At 40.0% G+C, this 20,836-nt stretch carries 11 protein-coding genes; all 11 read left to right on the top strand.

Annotated features, from left to right (window positions below; all coding sequences use genetic code 11):
* Window positions 1-52: 52 nt before the first annotated feature.
* Complete coding sequence (locus AC0IWT_RS13020) at window positions 53-3,097, top strand: SusC/RagA family TonB-linked outer membrane protein (RefSeq protein WP_471797496.1); 3,045 nt, start codon at window positions 53-55, stop codon at window positions 3,095-3,097.
* A gap of 12 nt (window positions 3,098-3,109) precedes the next feature.
* Entirely contained in the window at window positions 3,110-4,750 is a 1,641-nt protein-coding gene (locus AC0IWT_RS13015) for a RagB/SusD family nutrient uptake outer membrane protein (RefSeq protein ID WP_056869813.1), read from the top strand.
* Window positions 4,751-4,943: 193 nt separating this feature from the next.
* The gene (locus AC0IWT_RS13010) at window positions 4,944-7,391 is read left to right on the top strand and encodes a glutaminase family protein (RefSeq protein WP_471797495.1); all 2,448 of its coding nucleotides are present in this window, start codon (window positions 4,944-4,946) and stop codon (window positions 7,389-7,391) included.
* Window positions 7,392-7,408: 17 nt separating this feature from the next.
* Window positions 7,409-9,676 (top strand): GH92 family glycosyl hydrolase, encoded by a 2,268-nt coding sequence (locus AC0IWT_RS13005; RefSeq protein ID WP_471797494.1) that lies wholly within the window; start codon window positions 7,409-7,411, stop codon window positions 9,674-9,676.
* 66 nt (window positions 9,677-9,742) lie between these two features.
* On the top strand, window positions 9,743-10,666 hold the full coding sequence (locus tag AC0IWT_RS13000) for an ROK family protein (protein WP_471797493.1): 924 nt from the start codon (window positions 9,743-9,745) through the stop codon (window positions 10,664-10,666).
* A gap of 102 nt (window positions 10,667-10,768) precedes the next feature.
* Window positions 10,769-13,009, top strand: a complete 2,241-nt coding sequence (locus AC0IWT_RS12995; RefSeq protein ID WP_471797492.1) for a GH92 family glycosyl hydrolase — start codon at window positions 10,769-10,771, stop codon at window positions 13,007-13,009.
* Window positions 13,010-13,145: 136 nt separating this feature from the next.
* Complete coding sequence (locus AC0IWT_RS12990; protein WP_471797491.1) at window positions 13,146-15,431, top strand: GH92 family glycosyl hydrolase; 2,286 nt, start codon at window positions 13,146-13,148, stop codon at window positions 15,429-15,431.
* 120 nt (window positions 15,432-15,551) lie between these two features.
* Window positions 15,552-16,973, top strand: a complete 1,422-nt coding sequence (locus tag AC0IWT_RS12985) for a 3-keto-disaccharide hydrolase (RefSeq protein ID WP_471797490.1) — start codon at window positions 15,552-15,554, stop codon at window positions 16,971-16,973.
* Window positions 16,974-16,984: 11 nt separating this feature from the next.
* On the top strand, window positions 16,985-18,973 hold the full coding sequence (locus AC0IWT_RS12980) for a c-type cytochrome (protein ID WP_056869819.1): 1,989 nt from the start codon (window positions 16,985-16,987) through the stop codon (window positions 18,971-18,973).
* A gap of 269 nt (window positions 18,974-19,242) precedes the next feature.
* Window positions 19,243-19,932 carry a ribose-5-phosphate isomerase RpiA gene (rpiA, locus tag AC0IWT_RS12975; protein WP_471797489.1) on the top strand — a complete coding sequence of 230 codons (690 nt, stop codon included), beginning with the start codon at window positions 19,243-19,245 and terminating at the stop codon, window positions 19,930-19,932.
* Between the two features lie 306 nt (window positions 19,933-20,238).
* On the top strand, window positions 20,239-20,622 hold the full coding sequence (locus AC0IWT_RS12970) for a LiaF transmembrane domain-containing protein (protein ID WP_471797488.1): 384 nt from the start codon (window positions 20,239-20,241) through the stop codon (window positions 20,620-20,622).
* Window positions 20,623-20,836: the final 214 nt, after the last annotated feature.

Here is a 20,836-nt window from a genome sequence, read left to right as displayed (position 1 = left end):
TAAAAAGAAAATATAATATAAACTAATCAATTAAAATTTAACAAAACCGCTAATGAAAATTAATTTACTAAAAATTACTGGGCTGTCTGCTGCAATTATATTGCTGAATGGCCCTGCGTTTTCAATGAATTCAGAGTGGGAAGGGGCGAAGGGATTCATGGATACGAACAAGCTGTGGCAGCAAGTTCAGGCGCAAAATGTTATTACCGGAACGGTGGTTGATGATAAAAACTCAGCAGTTCCTGGTGTTGGCATCAGAAATCAAACTTCTGGAAAAACAACAGTTACCGATGCAAACGGTAAATTTACAATTGAAGCTAATGCGGGCGAGGTTTTGCGCTTTACCTACATCGGTTTCGAAACACAGAATGTTACCGTTGGCGCAAGCAAAACAGTTAGCGTAAAATTAGCTACAACTACTGAAACAAAACTAGATGATGTAACGGTTGTTGCAGTTGGATACGGTACGCAGTTACAAAAGGAGACAACTTCGGCAGTAGCCCACGTTGGTGCCGATGATTTCAGACAAAGTGGTTCAAGAAATGCTTTGGATCTTATTCAAGGTAAAGTTGCGGGTCTTAATATCACGCGTAGCGGTTCTAACCCTAACTCTGGTGTAAGCGTTCAGCTTCGTGGTGTTGTATCTGTTACGGGTAGTACGAGTCCGTTATTTGTAATTGATGGTATTCCAGGTGGTAACCCGGATTTGTTGCAACAGGATGATATCGAGGCGATTGACGTGCTAAAAGATGGTTCTGCAGCTGCAATTTATGGATCGAGCGCCAACGCAGGTGTAATCTTGATTACTACTAAAAAAGGTAAAGCCGGGCCGCCTCAGTTTAATTATTCTGGTTATGCAAGAAAAGAGTATTACAACCAATGGTTAGATTTCTTATCTCCGTCTGAATATAAAGCAAGAATTGCTTCTGGCGAGATTAAACAACAGAACTTTGGAAGTGAAACTGATTTTGTTGATCAGTTAATCAACCACGATAACTTATCCCAAAACCACAACTTAAACTTTAGTGGCGGTACAGATAAAACAAGCTATAGAGCAAGTATCAACTATCGTGATTTACAGGGTATCGGAAAAGAAAATGGTCGTGAAGAATATACTTTAAGATTTAACATCAACCAGACTGGTTTAGATGATAGATTGAAAATTCAGGCCAATTTAGTTACCAACTTTAACAAAGCTAACTTATTAGGTAGTGGTGGTGCAAGAGAAAATAGTGGTACTTGGGAAAGTGAGCAAACTAAAAATCCAACACTTTCTAACTTCAATCCTGATGGAAGCTACCGTTTCGATTTAACAAGTAATAATGAGTATGCACGTTTGTTCCAGGAAACTTCTTACCGCAAACAGCAAACAAGTTCTGCAGATGTTAAAGTTGATTTAGACATTATCAAAGGTTTAAAAGCTTCGATTTTCGGATCTGTAACCAGAAACAGTGGAAACGATGGTGCATACCGCGTTAAAGCAAGTGAAAACTCGTTAGAAAATACCGATTTCCCAGGTGGAGGTTATGCGGCAAAGTCAGACTTTTTAGATCAGAACTTCGCTGTTGAACCAACATTACAATACAATACAACAATTGCTTCTAAACATACAATTACTGGCTTATTAGGTTATAGTTATCGTTACGGAATCAGTGAAGGCTTATCAGCAAGTAACCGTGGTTTCATCAACGATTTATTCCATGAGGATAACTTAGGTCAGGGTTCTGCATTAGGTGTTGGTAAAGCTGGAATGGGTAGTTATAAAAATGACAACACGTTAATCGCATTTTTCGGTCGTGTTAACTATAGCTTTGCTGGGAAATATTTATTAACTGCAATATTAAGGAGAGAAGGTTCATCACGTTTTGGTGCCAACAACAAGTGGGGTAATTTCCCGGCTATTTCTGGTGCATGGAACATTTCTGATGAAAACTTCATGAAAAACGTAAACTGGGTAAACAACTTAAAATTAAGAGTTGGTTACGGTGAAACTGGTAACAGTGGTTTTGCAAACAATGCATCGAGGGTAACGCTTGGTGGCGGTGGTAGATATCTATATCCTGATGGCCAATACCTTGAAACTTATGGTCCGAACAGAAATCCAAATCCTAACCTTAAATGGGAAACCAAAAGAGAAACAAACATTGGGTTAGAATTTACTGTGTTAAAAAGTAGATTATCTGGTTCATTAGATTTATTTAAACGTACCACTAAAGATTTATTAGATACCTATACTTCTCCTCAACCTCCATTTGTTCAAAGTTCAATTTATACAAACGTAGGTACGATTTCATCAAAAGGTATCGAACTTGCATTAAGTTATGCAGCATTTAACACTAAAGATTTTACCTGGGATATTGACGCTACAGCAAGTACCTTAAGAAATACTTTAGATTCTTATTCAAATGATGAATACAAAATTTTGTTTAAAACATTTGGTGGAATCGGTGGTGCTGGTGCATTAGGTGATGCAATCACCACTTACGAAGGTGGCGCACTAGGTGAATTTTGGGGTAAAAAATTCGCAGGTTTTACGGCTGATGGTAAATGGTTGTTCTACAACAGAAATGGCCAGGCTGTACCAAATGCGCAGATCAACAACTCTAGAGACAAAAATGTAACTGATTTACAAATGCTTGGTAATGCAATTCCAAAGTATTATGCGTCGTTAGCGAACAATTTCAGGTACAAACAGTTCGATTTACGTGTTTTCTTGAGAGGTAAATTTGATTACGATATTTTAAATAGAACTGCACTTTCCTATGCTAACAAAACCTGGTCTGGCAATTTGTTAAGAAGTACTTTCGATAAGTATAGCCAAATTAATGATACTTATATGTATTCTGATTACTATTTGGAAAAAGGAAGCTTTGTAAAACTCGATGAGGTAACGATTGGCTACAATTTCAAATTGAAAACCAAATTAATTAGAAACATGCGTGTTTACGCAACCGGACAAAACTTGGCAACAATTACTGGTTATACTGGTAGCGATCCTGATTTCATCAGCGATAACGGTACTGGCCCGGGTGTTGATAATAGTGGTGCTTATCCAAGTTCACGTTCGTTCTTGTTTGGCTTAAATGTTGGATTCTAAAGATTAAAAAAAATGAAAAATAAATCAATTATATACAGTGTGCTTGCAGGCGTTTTATGCCTTACAAATGCATGTACGAAGTTAGATGAAAATGCATACGATCAGCTTTTAACAGATAACTTCTATAACAATAAAACTGAAGTTTTATCAGCAGTTTTAAGGCCATATACCCATGCAAATGCTTGGGTTACACCTTCTGGTCAGGATGGCTGGTGGCGTTTAGCCGAACTTTCTGGCGACCAATTGGCGTGGCCAACTAAAGGCCGCCATGGTGAAGATGGAGGTAAGTGGAAAAGATTGCACTATCACACCTGGACTACAGACGAAGGTGGAATTAACAATGCCTGGTCTTTAATGTTCTGGGGAATGGGATTATGTAATGACCCAATCGAGAACATCGAAAAACGTGAAATATCGGCAATGGGTATTACACAAGTTGAAAAAGATGCATTTATCTCTGAGCTTAAACTTTTAAGAGCATTCCACTACTTAAAATTGATGGATTTGTTCGGAAATATTCCAATCGTTACACAAGTTGGTATCCCTGCAAAACCGGAAACCAAATCGCGTAAAGACGTATTTAATTTCATCGAATCGGAAATTAAGTCGAACATCGATAAAGCGCCGAAATTATCTCGTGGCCAGTTAGGACGTATGAGCCAGGCTGGCGCTTACGCAATGTTGGTAGAACTTTACTTAAACGCAGAAGTTTGGACAGGCACAGCACGTTGGGATGATTGTATTGCCGCTGCAAACAAATTAATTGCAGGTGAAGGCGGTGCTCAGAATGGAACTATGCAATTAGATCCAAACATTACCGATCAATTTAAAACAACAAACGATTTATCTAAAGAAGTTATTTTCTCAATCGCTTATAACTATAGCGTAGCCAACTTCCAGCCTTCGTGGCCAAGTGAATTTTACCACTTTAAACAGCAGGAAATTTACGGCGGTGGTAGAAATGGTAACGATGGTATTGTTGTAATTCCTGGTGTGTTTACAACGTATGAAGATGCCGATTTAAGAAAAAGAGAATGGATGTTAGAAGGCCCAATGTTTAAATTTGTTGCGCCTACGCAACCGGTTTTAGCATCGGAAGAATACAATGGTTTACAACTTACCTTTGTTGATAACATTCAGAAAAATAAAACTGGCTCGAAAGTTTCAAACATGAGTGAAGGTGAAGAAAACAGCGGTGTTCGTTTTAACAAGTACAAGCTAGGTAACCAGTTCGCTGGTCCGGGTGGTGTGCCTGCAATTGATGCAAACTATAATAATGGCGACTGGAACATTTATCGTTTAACGATGATTTATTTTGCGAAAGCAGAAGCGATTATGCGTAAAAATGGTGGTGTTGCAAATGCAGAAGCCGTTCAGTTAATTAACGATTGTAAAAAACGTGCATATTCACCTGCTGATTGGGCAACCAGAGCTTATACTCCGGCTACCTTAACGCTTGATGAATTGTTGGCAGAAAGAGGAAGAGAATTTATCTTCGAAGGATTAAGAAGAGACGATTTGATTCGCTTTGGAAAATTTGCTACAGCTACCTGGTGGGATCACACGCCAACAACAGCTACTAAAGCGCTTTATCCAATTCCTCAGGTTCAAAGAAACCTTAACGGAAACTTAACTCAAAATCCTGGTTACTAATAAAAAGGTCAATAATTAAGGTGCTCAATTATGAGCACCTTTTTTTTGATTTGCAATTTAATAAGTCATTTCTGTAACTCATATATTACAATTTTCGATTCATCAAAATTCTTGATTTTTACTTAATATTGGCAATGGTAAAACGTTTTACTAATCTGCTTTATCAATCTGGTGCTGCCTAAACCAAATATTTATGAAAAGACATCTTTCCTTTTTACTGCTGAGCATATTGTTCGTTTTCCAATCAGTTGCTCAAGACAAAGCACCAGCTTACCCATTAATTACACATGATACCTATTTCAGCATTTGGTCTTTCGGCGATGAATTGAACCAGTCTGTAACCAAACACTGGACCGGTAAAAACCAATCGTTATCTGGCGTACTAAAAGTTGATGGTAAATTTTACCGCTTCTTAGGTGCAGAATCCAAAGAATATAAAACCATACTTCCTGCAGCAGATGAATCTGCTTATCAGGCAAATTACACATTTAATAAACCAGCAGATGGCTGGATAGCCTCGGCGTTTGATGACGCAAAATGGCAAAAAGGAACTGCGCCTTTTGGCGATGATGACGCCGCTAAAACCAAATGGAAAAGCGACGATTTATACTACAGAAGAAAATTTACCACCGCGAAAACAACAGTGGGAAAAAGATATTTAAAGCTTAACCATGATGATAACGTTGAAGTATTTATTAACGGTAAGCAGATTTACAAAAAGGAAGGTTGGGTGCACGAGTACATCTATATTCCAATTGAAGAAAGCGTATTAACCTCGGGCGAAAACATACTTGCAATTCATGTTAAAAATTCTGCGGGTGGCAGATTTCTTGACGCAGGTATCGTAGAAGAAGTGCCTCAGAAATCGGCTATTGGTTTAGCAAAACAAACAAATGTAATGGTTGATGCAACTTCTACGAAGTACAGTTTTACCTGTGGTGCAGTTAATTTGAATATTACTTTTACTTCGCCCTTGCTGTTAAATGATATTGCGCTTACCGCCAGACCTATAAGTTATATCAGCTATGCTGCTAAAGCTACTGATGGCAAAGCACATAAAGTTGATTTGTACTTTAGTGCATCAACAAATATCGCGGTAAATACACCAAACCAGCCCGTTGCGGCGAAGAAAACGATTTCTAATAACCTTTCAATACTTAGCGCCGGTACCGTAGAACAGCCAGTTTTACAAAAGAAAGGAGACGACTTAAGAATTGACTGGGGTTATATGTATGTAGCAGTTCCTCAGAAATTTAAGGCAACGCAGTACATTAATAAACAGGAAGAAAGTTTAAATAGCTTTTTGGGCAACAAATACCCGGCAACTGCATCGGTTGCCAATGGCAAAGAATTAAATTTAAGCAGTATCATCCCGTTTGGAGCCGTTGGTAACACTGCGGTGGAGAAGTATTTAATGATGGGTTACGACGACTTAAAATCAGTTGAATATTTTGGCACAAAGTTATCACCTATCTGGAAAAAATCTGGCGGAAACTTCGAGACGCAGCTTGCAAACGCAGCTAAAGATTATAGTACAATCATTAAGAAATGTGCAGATTTTAGCACGAAACTTTTTGCTGATGCTGAAAGAGCAGGTGGTAAAGAATATGCTGAGTTATGTGAGCTGGCTTACCGACAAAGTATTGCGGCGCATAAAATAGTTTACGCACCGAATGGCGACATCTTATTCCTCTCAAAAGAGAACTTTAGTGGCGGCTTTATAAATACGGTGGATGTTACTTACCCATCTGCGCCGGAATATTTAATTTATAATCCCGAATTATTAACAGGTATGCTTAACGGCATTTTCTATTATGCTGAAAGTGGAAAATGGAAAAAACCTTATCCCGCACACGATTTGGGTACTTATCCTTTTGCCAACGGACAAACTTATGGAGAAGACATGCCTGTAGAAGAAGCGGGGAACATGATAATCTTGACAGCCGCAATTGCCAGGGCACAAGGGAATGCAAAATATGCTGAAAAGCACTGGAACACATTGGCTACCTGGGCCGGGTACCTTTCTAAAGAAGGCTTCGACCCAGCAAACCAGTTATGCACCGATGATTTCGCCGGCCACCTGGCCAGAAATGCAAATTTATCAGTTAAAGCGATTGTAGCACTTGGCGCCTATGCACAACTGGCTCAGCAGATTGGAAAAACTGCAGAAGCTGAAAAGTACAGGAACATTGCTTTAGGTATGGCCGGTAAGTGGCAGCAAATGGCTGATGATGGCGACCATTTTGCCTTAACTTTTAATGATAAAAATACCTGGAGCCAAAAATATAACTTGGTTTGGGATAAGCTTTTAGGATTGAAACTTTTCCCTGAAGCCGTTTATAAAAAAGAAATAAACTACTATTTAACGAAGCAAAATGCTTTTGGTTTGCCTTTAGATAGCCGTAAAACCTACACCAAATCTGATTGGATAATGTGGACAGCAACCCTTGCCGATAATCAAGAGGATTTCCAAAAGTTTATAAAGCCTATCTATAAGTTTGCCCATGAAACAGAAAGTAGAGTGCCGCTTAACGATTGGCACGAAACCACAACCGGCGCAAAAGTCGGGTTTCAGGCAAGAAGTGTTGTGGGTGGCTATTTCATAAAGTTACTGGCAGAAAAATGGGGCGTTAGAAATTAGAATTACTGAATTTGTATATGAAGTTTAAACATCCTATCGTTCTTGTTTTAAGCATGCTCCATGCGAATTTGTTTGCTCAGCAGGCAGATTTAGTTCAGTATGTTAATACTTTACAGGGTACAAATTCTAAACACGAATTAACCAGGGGAAATACCTATCCAACTACCGCGCTCCCTTTTGGCATGCACACCTGGACACCTCAAACAGGGAAAAATGGCGACGGCTGGAAATATCAGTATTTTAAGGAGACCATCAGAGGTTTTCAACAGGCACACCAATGCAGTTCGTGGACCCGCGATTATTCTGTCTTTTCTTTAATGCCGATGATAGACAATTTGGTGGTCGATGAAAATCAGCGTGAATCGAAATTTAAACACGCAAACGAAATCGCTAAACCAAATTACTATAAAGTAAAGTTCGAGAACCAGATTACCACCGAAATTTCACCCTCCGAACGCGGTGCTCATCTTCGTTTTTCTTATCCGAAGGGTAAAAAAAGCTATCTTGTTCTTGATGGTTACATCCGTACAAGTGGGGTAAAAATCTACCCGAAACAAAATAAAATAACAGGTTATGTTAGCAATGGGCAAGGTTTTAAAAGAGAGTGGAAAAGTTATTTTGTTATTCAGTTCGATCAGCCAATAAAAGCTTTCGGAACCTGGGAAAACAAAAAGAATATCATTACTCCCGATTCAACAACGGCAGAAGGCTTGGGTAAAGGAGCTTACATCGAATTTAAACCCGGTTCCAATGTCCAGGTAAAAACGGCTTCTTCCTACATCAGTTTGGAGCAGGCCGAACTAAATTTAGAAACTGAACTCGGTGCAGATAAAACATTAGAACAAACAAAGGCGAATGCAGCTGCGGTATGGAATAAATCCTTAGGTAAAATTTTAGTCGAAGGTGGTTCCAAAGAAGATACGGAAACTTTTTACTCCTGCTTTTTTAGGGCAAGTCTTTTCTCACGGAAATTCTATGAGCTTAATGCCGAGGGCAAACCATATTATTTTAGTCCATACGATGGCCAGGTTCATCCTGGTTATATGTTTACCGATACTGGATTTTGGGATACCTTCCGGGCACAATTTCCATTAAATACTTTGCTACAGCCAGAAATGCACGGGCAATATATGCAAGCCTTGCTCGATGCTTATAAACAATGTGGCTGGCTGCCTTCATGGTCTTTTCCAAGTGAAGGTGGCAGCATGATTGGGAACCATGCGATTTCCCTTCTGGCAGATGCCTGGGCTAAGGGAATAAGAACTTTCGACCCGAAAGAAGCTTTGGAAGCCTATTTGCACGAAGCGACAAATAAAGGTCCATGGGGCCCGGCCAATGGACGCGATGGATGGAAGGAATACTTTGAGCTGGGTTACGTGCCTTACCCAAAATATCGTGAAGCTACTGCAAAAACTTTGGAATATGCATATGATGATTATTGTGCTTATCAGCTGGCGAAAATGACAGGCAATAAGTTTTACATGGATATTTTTGAGCGGCAGATGTACAATTACCGCAATGTTTACGATGCGGGTTCTAAATTTATGCGTGGTAGAGATTTAAACGGAAATTGGTCTCCAAATTTCGACCCGATAGAGTGGGGTGGCCCATTTACCGAAGGAAATGCCTGGCATTGGCAATGGTCGGTTTTCCAGGATACAAAAGGCTTGATAAATTTAATGGGTGGCAACCAAAACTTTGTAGATAAGTTAGACGCTGTTTTTACAGAGCCGAACAAAGTTAAAGTTGGTACTTATGGCGGCATGATACATGAAATGACCGAAATGGTAATGGCCAATCTTGGCCAGTATGCCCACGGAAATCAACCCATACAGCACATGGTTTACCTATATAATTATGCTAACGAGCCCTGGAAAGCCCAGTTCCATGCCCGCGAGGTAATGACTAAACTCTACAATGCCACAGAAAACGGTTACCCGGGAGATGAGGATCAAGGTCAAACGTCATCGTGGTACGTGCTTAGTGCACTGGGTTTTTACAGCGTTACGCCCGGAAGTGGAGAATATGTTCTTGGAAGCCCGATGTTTAAGAAAATAACTATTAATTTAGGCGATTCGAAAAAATTCGTAATAGACGCTCCAAATAACAGCAAAGAGAATGTTTACATAAACGCCGCCACTTTAAATGGAAATAACTATACTCGCACCTTCTTATCGCATCGCGACATCTTAAATGGTGGGATTTTTAAGTTAGATATGAGTAACAAACCAAATATAAACAGGGGAAAACTGGAAGAAGATAAGCCATTTTCTTTGAGCAAATAAAGATAAAATTGCTGGTGTATCATCAACAATTACAGGTAATAATTATAAAGACAAGATAGATAGACAATGGAAAAACCTGTTGCATTAGGTGTAGATATAGGCGGTTCGCACATCACAGCGGCATTAATAGATTTAGAAACCAGAACAATTGTTCAGGATTCGATAGAGCGCAATGCAGTAGATTCCCAGGAAAGTAAAGAGGAAATTTTAGCCGCATGGTGCGAGGTTATAGTTAAAGCTTTTTTAAAAACAACATCTAAAACAAAACTCATTGGTATAGCAATGCCGGGTCCTTTCGATTATGAGAAAGGTATTTCGTTGATAAAAGATCAGGATAAATTTAAAGCACTATATGGCGTAAATATCAAAGAAGAACTATCAAAGCGCTTGGATATTCAGGCCGAGAACATTCATTTTATTAATGATGCTGCAGGCTTTTTACAAGGAGAAGTTTTTGGTGGCGCGGCCCGGGGTAATGCTAACGTTATTGGCTTAACGCTCGGCACTGGTTTGGGTTCTTCTTATAGCGAAGGTGGTATTGCTAAAGATGCCGATTTATGGAATTCTCCCTTTATGAATGGAATTGCAGAAGATTACTTATCTACCCGTTGGTTTGTGAAGCGGTACAATCAACTTAGTAATAATACTGTTGCAGGCGTTAAAGAATTAACTGCGTTAACGGCAACAGATCATCTCGCAACCCGCGTTTTTATGGAGTTTGGACACAATTTAGCTCAATTTTTAATTCCGGTTATTAAGCAGCACAAGGCAGACATTGTAATTATCGGGGGCAATATATCGAGAGCTTTTGCTGCATTTTCTCCCGAATTAATTGCAACTTTAAAAGGAAATGGAATTCATACCGATATTAAGGTAACCAAGTTAAAAGAGCATGCTGCATTAATCGGTGCTGCAAGCTGTTGCGATTTAAATTTTCTGCTCGAAGACAGAAGCGAAAATGCCATAATTGCTGAAAAGAAATTTCATTGAAAGGAGGGTAATGCCTTTTTTTTATGCGAGGATAGTAAAACCATTTAGTAATACAATAAAGTGATAAAAGGGCCGGTAACTCCCTTTTAACTGGTGATAAATATGAATCTCAAAACGAGCAAATTTTATAGTTTTTTATGGGTTGCATGTTGCTGTATTTCGTTTAATGCAACGAATACTTTAGCGCAGCAGAATTCGTCTAATATAAAATACGTTGATCCGAAGATTGGTAGCGTTGGGCTAATTTTGGAGCCAACAAGGCCGGCTGTTCATTTACCAAATAGCATGGTTCGGGTTTTTCCTGTTCGTGCCGACCAGATTGATGACCAGATTGCTTATTTCCCGCTAACCATCTCATCCCACAGGCAAAACTGGTTGTTCGGTTTTATGCCGTATACCGGAGCGGTAAATGAGCAGGCGTGGACGAAGAAATTTACTTCAGATAATGAAAAAATAAGTCCGGATTTTTACCAGGTTACGCTTGAAGACCAAGGTACGAATATCAGTTTCACACCGGCAGCAAAATCAGGCTTTTTCAAAGTAAACTTCAGTTCAAAAGCTGATAAGTATTTGAGGATGCATATTCTAAACAAAGGCGAAATTAACCTCAACAGCAAAACGAGTATTAGCGGCGTTGAAGATTTTAGAGGCATGAAAGCATATTTCTATGCTGAAACAAATACGCCGCTGGAAATTGTTTATCAAAATAATCAAACAAAAACAAAAGCCTTTTTCAAGGTGAGCAACCAGGTTCAGAGCGTTTCATTTAGATACGGAGTTTCATTTATAAGTGTAGAACAGGCTAAGCAAAATTTAGCCAACGAAATTCCAGATTGGGATATGGCTAAAGTTCATGCAAAAGCCACATCAGCATGGAACAAAGCACTCAGCCAGATTAATATCGAAGGCGGAACTGAAGCTCAGAAGCGGGTTTTTTACACCTCATTATATCGTTCATACGAAAGAATGATTGATATTAATGAATACGGGCGTTACTATAGCGGTTATGATAAACAAATACACACTTCGGATAAACCATTCTTTGTGGATAATTGGTTATGGGATACATACATTGCGCTGGAACCTTTGCAAACCATTTTAAATCCTAAAATGGAAGGCGAAAAAATTCAGTCCTACGTACAAATGTATGAACAAAGCGGTTGGATGCCCTCTTTTGCGCTAACCTTTGGTGATGATCCGTGTATGACGGGTAACCACGCCGCCGCCTGGATCTTAGATGCGTATAATAAAGGCGTTAGTAATTTTGATTTGAAAAAAGCTTACGAAGGGGTTAGAAAGAATTCGTTAGAAGCAACCCTGTTGCCATGGAAAAATGGTCCCGCAACCTCGCTTGATAGTTTTTACACTAAAAACGGCTATATGCCTGCACTTAAGCCAGGCGAGAAAGAACCTGTGAAAGAAGTGCACGGCTTCGAAAAAAGACAGAGTGTTTCTGTAACGCTGGAGAACAGTTTCGATGACTGGTGCATTGCACAACTTGCCAATGCCAGTGGAAACGAAATAGACAGAAAGCTGTTTTTAGAGCGTGCAGCAAACTATAAAAATGTTTTTAGAGTAGATAAGGGCTTTGTTTGGCCAAAAGATGCTGACGGCAACTGGATTGAACCATTTGATCCGAAATTTTCTGGCGGACAGGGAGGTCGCGAATATTTTACCGAAAACAATGCTTACACCTACAACTGGGATGTAAAACACGACTTAAACGGCATGTTTGCTTTAATGGGCGGAAAGGCAAAAGCAGAGGAAAAACTCGATGATTTGTTTAGAGCGAGCCTTGGCAGAAGTAAATATAATCTTTGGTACACATTCCCAGATGCAACCGGACTTGTTGGTCAGTTTGTGATGGGTAACGAGCCAAGTTTCCACATTCCATACATCTACAATTACCTTGGCTCGCCATGGAAAACGCAGAAAAGAATTCGTATGCTGATGGATACCTGGTACACAGACAATCTTTTTGGCATTCCCGGAGATGAGGATGGGGGAGGTATGACCGCATTCGTCGTATTTTCAATGATGGGCTTTTTCCCGATAACACCTGGCGTGCCTGTTTATAGCATTGGAAGCCCGGCTTTTAACAAGATTTCAATAAAACTTGATAATGGTAAAAATTTCACGCTAAATGCCCGAAACAACTCTGCAGAGAATAAATATGTACAAAGTGCCGAGTTAAACGGTAAAGTTTTAAACCGGGCTTGGTTTACGCATAAAGAACTTGCTGCTGGCGGGGTGCTGAATTTGGTGATGGGGAATGTACCCAATAAAAACTGGGGTGTGAAAGATTTGCCTCCTTCAGCACTTGATTATAATCCTTTACAATGAAAACCGAAATTAAATTGAACGGGGAAAATAACAGGTAAGATTTAGATGCAATTTAGGACGCTTATCTTTAAAATCCTGAAATTTAGAGATTCAAAACTTTACTCAATTAGCAAACACATAAACTGATATACAAATAATGAAAAAACTATTCATCGCCTTATTAAGTTTTGCGGCTACAGGAACTTTCGCACAACAAGTGGGCAAAGTTAACGACCCCGTAGAATGGATTAATCCGCTGATGGGATCGGCTTCTAAACCAAGCCTGTCTAACGGCAATACCTATCCCGCGGTTGGCGTTCCGTGGGGAATGAATATGTGGACACCACAAACCGGTAAAATGGGTGATGGTTGGGCATATACTTACGACGCTGATAAAATTCGCGGCTTTAAACAAACACACCAGCCATCGCCATGGATGAATGATTACGGTGCTTTTGCAATTATGCCGGTTACCGGCAAGTTAAAATTTGCCGATGATGAACGTGCAAGCTGGTTTAGTCATAAGGCAGAGGTTTCAAAACCTTACTACTACAGCGTTTATTTAGCTGATGCTGATGTGACAACTGAGCTTACGCCAACAGAAAGAGCCGCCCAGTTTAGATTTACTTTTCCTAAAACAGACAGCTCTTTTGTGGTAATCGATGCACAGAACAAAGGTTCTTACATTAAAATTTTCCCTAAAGAAAGAAAAATTATAGGCTACACGAGCAAATATGCACGCGGTCCGCTTCCTAAAAATTTTAAAAATTATTTTGTAATATATTTTGATAAGGACTTTACTTTGGCGAAAACCTGGAGTGGAAAAACGTTAGGAAACGACCTGGAACTTACCAGCGACCACACCGGTGCAGTTATTGGCTTTAAAACTGCCAAAGGTGAAAAAGTTACCGCTAAAACCGCATCATCATTTATAAGCTTTGACCAGGCAGAACTAAATTTGAAAAGAGAACTGGCAAATGATAGTTTTGATGCTACAAAGTCAAAAGCTAAAGCCGTTTGGAATAAAACTCTGAGTAAAATTGCTGTTGAAGGTGGTACCATCGATCAGATGCGCACTTTCTACTCTTGCCTTTATCGTACCTTATTCTTCCCGAATAAATTATATGAGCTGGATGCAAAAAATCAAATAGTGCACTGGAGTCCTTACACGGGCGATATTAAGCCAGGATATATGTTTGCGGGTACAGGTTTTTGGGATACTTTCAGAGCTTTATATCCATTTTTAAATCTTGTTTATCCATCAATAAATAAGGAAATGCAGGAAGGTTTAATAAACGATTATAAAGAGGGTGGTTTCCTGCCCGAATGGAGCAGCCCTGGTTTTGCCAACATTATGGTGGGTAACAATTCTGCTTCTGTTGTTTCAGATGCTTACATAAAAGGTCTTCGTGGTTACGATATCAATACTTTGTGGGATGCCGTTAAACACGGTGCAAATAACGAAGGCCCAATGGCCGCAGTTGGCCGTAATGGTGTAAAATATTATAACGAATTAGGCTATGTACCTTTTGATGTTAAAATAAATGAAAATGCTGCAAAGACTTTGGAATACTCTTACGATGATTTTGCCATCTATCAGTTAGGAAGAGCGCTTAAACGCCCAGCTTCTGAAATTGAAATCTATAAGAAAAGAGCGATGAATTACAAAAATCTTTTCGACCCTGCATCTGGCCTAATGCGTGGTAAAAATCAGGATGGAACGTTCCAGAGCCCTTTCAGTCCGTTTAAATGGGGTGGTGCTTTTACCGAAGGTAACAGCTGGCATTACACCTGGTCGGTATTTCAGGATATTGATGGTTTAGCTAAATTAATGGGTGGGCATGAAAAGTTTGTAACCAAGCTTGATTCGGTTTTCTCTATGCCTCCAATATTTGATGAAAGTGCTTATGGCGGCGTAATCCACGAAATTCGCGAAATGCAGATTGCCAACATGGGCCAGTATGCTCACGGGAATCAGCCAATTCAGCATATGATATACCTGTACAATTTTGGTGGTGCTCCGTATAAAACACAATATTGGGTTCGCGAAACTATGGATAGAATGTACAAAGCAACGCCCGATGGTTACTGTGGAGATGAAGATAACGGACAAACTTCTGCCTGGTATGTATTCTCGGCCATGGGATTTTATCCCGTAACGCCAGCAACAGACCAGTATGTTTTGGGTGCGCCGTTGTTTAAAAAGATAACGCTCACTTTAGATAATGGGAAAACAGCAGTGATAAATGCAGCCGCAAACAGCGACGAAAATCGTTATGTTCAATCATTGCAATTGGATGGAAAACCATATTCTAAAAACTGGATTAGCCACAGTGGTTTGCAAAAAGGTGCAGTATTAAATTTTAACATGACCGCTACACCAAACAAAACCAGAGGTTCAAATCCGGCAGATTTTCCTTACTCGTTATCAACAGAAAAATAAAACAATTTGGAAGGATGAGCTTCCGGCGGGTACCACACACTTGCTGGAAGCTCAAAACCATCATGATAAGACTAAATAAATTGGTAGAAACCAAAACGATTACTAACAAAACCGAATATTATGAAGATTAACTTCTTAAAAACAGGTTCTACAGGCTTTGTCTGGCTTTTAGGTACCTGCATGGCTTTTGGCCAGCAACCCAATATTCCACTCACAGATTTATCAGCATTTAAAGAACCAGGAAATTCTTGGTCGTTGGTAGGTGATGTTGCCGTGGATTTAAATGAGGCAAACGCAATTAAGGGAACGAAAGGAACAGGAATTTTGCTAAACATTTCTGCACCGAAAAAAGCCGGCTTCGACCTGACAACAATCAAGGAATATGGTGATATGATTTTAGAATTGGATTACCTTACTGCTAAGGGCACAAATTCAGGAATCTATCTTCAAAATAACTACGAGATACAACTGGAAGATTCGTGGACAGTGAGAAATCCACTTTCGTCTAACAACGGTGGCCTTTACGAACGTTGGGATAACGATAAGCCGGAAGGCGAGAAAGGTTACGGAGGTATTGCTCCCCGCCAGAATGCGAGTAAAGCACCTGGACTTTGGCAACACATAAAAATTGCATTCCAGGCACCGAAATTCGACGGAAGCGGGAAAAAAATTGCTAATGCTCGTTTACTAAGTGTAGAGCTGAATGGCGTAACCATCCACGAAAATGTAGAGCTTTGGGGCGCTACAAGAGGTGGTTATGGTACAGAAAAGGCAATGGCTCCAATTCGCTTACAAGGTGATCATGGTTCAATTGCTTTCAGAAATATTTCGATTACAGATCTTCCTGCTTCATCTGCTCAAGGCTTCCGTCGTGGCGGCGGTGGCGGCGATCCAATTTATGTAGAAGCGCCTGTAAATACAATGCTTCGTAGCTTTATCGACGTGGTTCCAGGTGTTCGTTCTGTGCATGCAATTTCTGTTGGCGGCCCGCAACAAACTGCTTTTAGTTACGATTTAGATAACGGAACAGTTTTACACGGCTGGCATGGCGGCTTTTTAGATGCAACGCCAATGTGGGATGGTCGTGGAAACGGTACGTCTCGCCCGATGGGAAGCGTAACGCGTTTCACCAAAAAACCTGTTTTAGCCATTGCAAAATTGGCCAATGCAGAGGCTGCATGGGTTACAGATACAACAGGAACCGGTTTCCGTACCAAAGGTTACACTTTAGATAATCAGGATCGTCCCGAGTTTAAGTACATGATTTATGGAAACAAAGTAACCGATGCTGTGAAGATTTTAGAAAACGGCCAGGGCTTATCGAGAGAAGTGAGCCTGGAGCAACCGGCTAAAGATTTGTACCTGCTTTTGGCTGAGGTATCAGATGTTAATGAGGTTTCTAAAGGCCTTTATTTAGTTGATGACAAAGCCTATTACCTACAATTCCCGAATGGGGAAAAACCTATCGTTAGAGATGTTAACGGTAAAAAACAACTGATTATAGCAATCGGAAGCAAATTAAATTATTCTATTTTATTTTAGTCTGAATTACGATGAGATATACATTTAAAACACTTGCAATAATGGCGCTTAGCTTGAGTTTCTCAACGCTTTTCGCTCAGGAAACACCAAAAGAAGAAGATTTTTTCAGAGTAAATAGAGTACGCGTTCCGGAAGGACCAATTCTTGAAGTTGGCGGTTTGGTTACAATGCCAAATGGCGACTTAGCAATTTCTACGCGTAGAGGCGATGTTTGGGTAGTAGAAAACCCGACAAGCATTAAGCCTTATTTTCGCAAATTCGCAACCGGATTACACGAAATTTTAGGATTAGCACAAAAAAATGGAGCGCTTTACGTAGCACAGCGTGGCGAACTTACCAAACTTGTTGATAAAAACATGGATGGCAAAGCCGATGTTTACGAAACGGTATATGCCTGGCCTTTAAGTGGGCACTACCACGAATATAGTTTCGGGCCAAAAATTGCTGCCGATGGTTCATTCCTGGTAACTGCTAACGTTGCTTTTGGCGATGAAGAATGGTGGAGAGGCGAGAGCCGTGTACCGATGCGTGGCTGGGCTATGAACATTACCGAAGATGGTAAAATGACACCTTATGCAGCTGGTTTCCGTTCGCCTGCCGGTATCGGTATGATCGACAATCAGTTTTATTATACAGAAAATCAGGGCGACTGGGTAGGATCTGGTGGTTTGTGGAAAATTAATAAAGGCGACTTTATGGGTCACCCGGCAAGCTTAAGGTGGACTGGCAGATCAGATTCGCCAGTTAAATTATCTTCAGATTTTTTCTATTCAAACATTGATGAACGCCGTATCAAAAACGATCAGGGAAGATACATCAAGCCTGAAAACAGGGTAAATGAAACCTTCAAAACGCTTTTCGATATGAAAAAAGTTTTCCCTGAATTAAAGCTGCCTTCAGTTTGGTTGCCGTACGGAATCTTAGGAATCTCATCTTCAGAGCCAGTTAAAATCCCGGAAAATACTTTTGGTCCTTTTGCGGGGCAGATATTAGCTGGCGACCAGGGAATGAGTATCATTTCAAGAATTTTCCTCGAAACTGTGAAGGGCGAAGAGCAAGGTGCAGCTTTCCTGTTCAGAAAAGGATTCCGTTCTGGTGTATTAAGATTGGCCTGGGGAACTGACGGTTCATTGTTTGTTGGCGAAACCAATCGTGGTTGGGGTTCTGCCGGCGATGCGAACGAAGGTTTAGAACGTCTTGTTTACACGAATAAAGTACCTTTCGAAATGAAAGCTGTGCGCTCAATGCCTGATGGTTTTGAAGTTGAGTTTACAAAACCAGTTGACCGTAAATCGGCCGAAGATTTAGCTTCTTATGCAGCTGAAAGCTTTATTTATAAGTATCACCCGGTTTATGGTTCGCCGCCGGTAAATGTTGAAACGCTGAAAATTACAGGTGTAAAGGTTTCCGAAGATGGTTTGAAAGCCAGATTAATTATTCCGAATCTTCGTCAATACTACATTCATACTTTAACATTAGATGGTGTTCGCGACAAGGAAGGTTTTTATTCCTTGGTACATCCGGTTGCTTACTATACCCTAAATCAAATTGCTGATGGCGATAAGTTATCAATGAGCGAGGTGAGCACCAGAAACTCTGAAGCTGGCCCGAAAGCATCGGCTACGCCGGTTAAACCGTCTGCGAAACCTAAAGCTTCAACAGGTAACAAACCTGAAGCCAAAGGCGCAACAAATACCACGCCTGCTAAAGCAACTACCGCTACAACCGCATCGGCAAAAACACCAACTTACAAAGAGGTTGAAGGTTTACTAACGAAGAATACTTGTTTAGCTTGCCACAATCCAACGAAAAGACAGATAGGTCCCCCTTTCGTAGAAATTGCTAAACGTAAATATTCGCCAGAGAAGATTTATTCATTAATCCATAATCCGCAGCCACAAAACTGGCCGGGTTATTCTACAGAAATGCCGCCAATGCCGCAGGTAACAAAAGCTGAAGCTTTAAAAATTGCTGCGTGGATTAATTCACTAGATAAATAAAAATAGTTAGTTTGAATAATTTGGTTAAACGGTTGGTGGAAACATCAACCGTTTTTTTTGTTAAAACCAATCAGAAGAGAGCTAAAAAAAGAAATGGAGATTCCGCTTATGGCAGAATCCCCATCATCTAAATTAACGCTCTCATATACATAAACGCTGTAATTAAGATTTATTGCATAGCCGTTAAATTTTCTTAAATTTTTTTTATCACACTGTAGAATCTGGTTAAATGAAATGATAATGACTGGTTAATTCGCTAATTTTACGAAATGGAATCCATTGATAAAGTTAAACAAGATGCAGAAAAGCTGGCGGCAGCAAAAGAGGCAGTTAACTTGGTTAAAAACAATGATGTTGTTGGCTTGGGCACGGGTTCTACCGCTACATTTGCCATTAAAGAACTTGCCGAAAGAATGAAAAATGGTTTGCAGATTAAGGCCGCCGCGAGTTCTCTTAAAACTGAGGAAATTGCATCTTCATACGGAATTCCGATTTTAAAACTGGAAACATTAGGGTCGATTGATATCAGTATTGATGGAGCTGATGAATTTACCGAATCGCTGAATTTGATTAAAGGTGGCGGCGGTGCACTTTTTCGCGAAAAAATAGTTGCTTCGATGAGTAAGTTTTCAGTTATTGTTGCCGATTCATCTAAAAAAGTAGATACACTTGGTGCCTTTACTGTACCCGTTGAGGTCGTTCCCCTCGCCCTTCAATATGTTTCTGATAAATTGGAGAAAGCAGGTGGCAGCGGCATTTTGCGTAAACATGAGGGTAAAACCTTCGTAACTGATAATGGAAATTACATTATCGATGCAGACTTTGGTTTAATAGCAGAACCCGCAAAACTCGCTTTTACCTTAAATCAAATCGATGGCGTTTTGGCACATGGATTGTTTATCGGCTTAACATCGAAAGTTATCATGGCCAGGGCTGGTGAAATCCTGGTTTTTGAATAGTTGCGTTCCTAAGCTTTCGGCCGAAACAGCGAATTTCTTCTAATCAATTACAAACTATTTTCACCTATATATTGAATAAGTAACATTTCCGCAAAGCGTTAATTTGGCCACCTGCAGCCTGGCGCTTCGAAACAGCAAATGGTTACGATCCTACTTTTTTCACCGAGGTTTTTCGATACCTTAAATGCCTTTCATTTCTTTTGCCGACGCTTTTGCTTAACTCACCGATAAACTAAAGTAGTTTAAAGAAAATCCATTCGCTCTACAGCTTGTCCGATGTACATTTGATATATAAAAACAAACGTCATGGAAAATTTAATCAGAAAAAACTACACAGATAAACAAAACGCTTTGGGCATTTTAGTTATCGTTATTGGTTCGATATTCTTACTCAAAAATATTGGCTGGGCAATGCCACACTGGGTATTGAGCTGGCACACCATTATGCTTGCCGCAGGTTTATGGATAGGTTATCGTAAAAACTTTCAGGGTGGAGGCTGGTTGGCGCTCACAGTTATCGGCGGATTTTTCACGCTTCAAGACATCACCGTTTTTGACTTCGAACTTTCAAAAATTACAACAGCTCTTGTGTTAATTGGATTGGGTTTATGGGTATTGTTGAAACCCAGAAAATATAAAACCTTTAACAATAACTTCCGGGATGCCTCAGGGTTTCCCAAAGAAAACTAAAATTCTTAACCCATCATATATCTTAAGGGACATTTCAAAGTGTCCCTTTTTTGTGCATAGAAATTATTAGTAAGTGAAACCGGCACAGAGAAAGGATATTTAATCGGCGGATGGCGCCAAGTTGAAAAAAGAAACGGGGATTCCGCCGAAGCAGCATCCCCGTCATCTAAATTAACGCTCTCACATACATAAACGCTGATAAATGAAATTATTG

Source organism: Pedobacter sp. AC464 (genome assembly GCF_979253075.1).
This window is presented reverse-complemented; position numbering and strand designations above follow the sequence as displayed.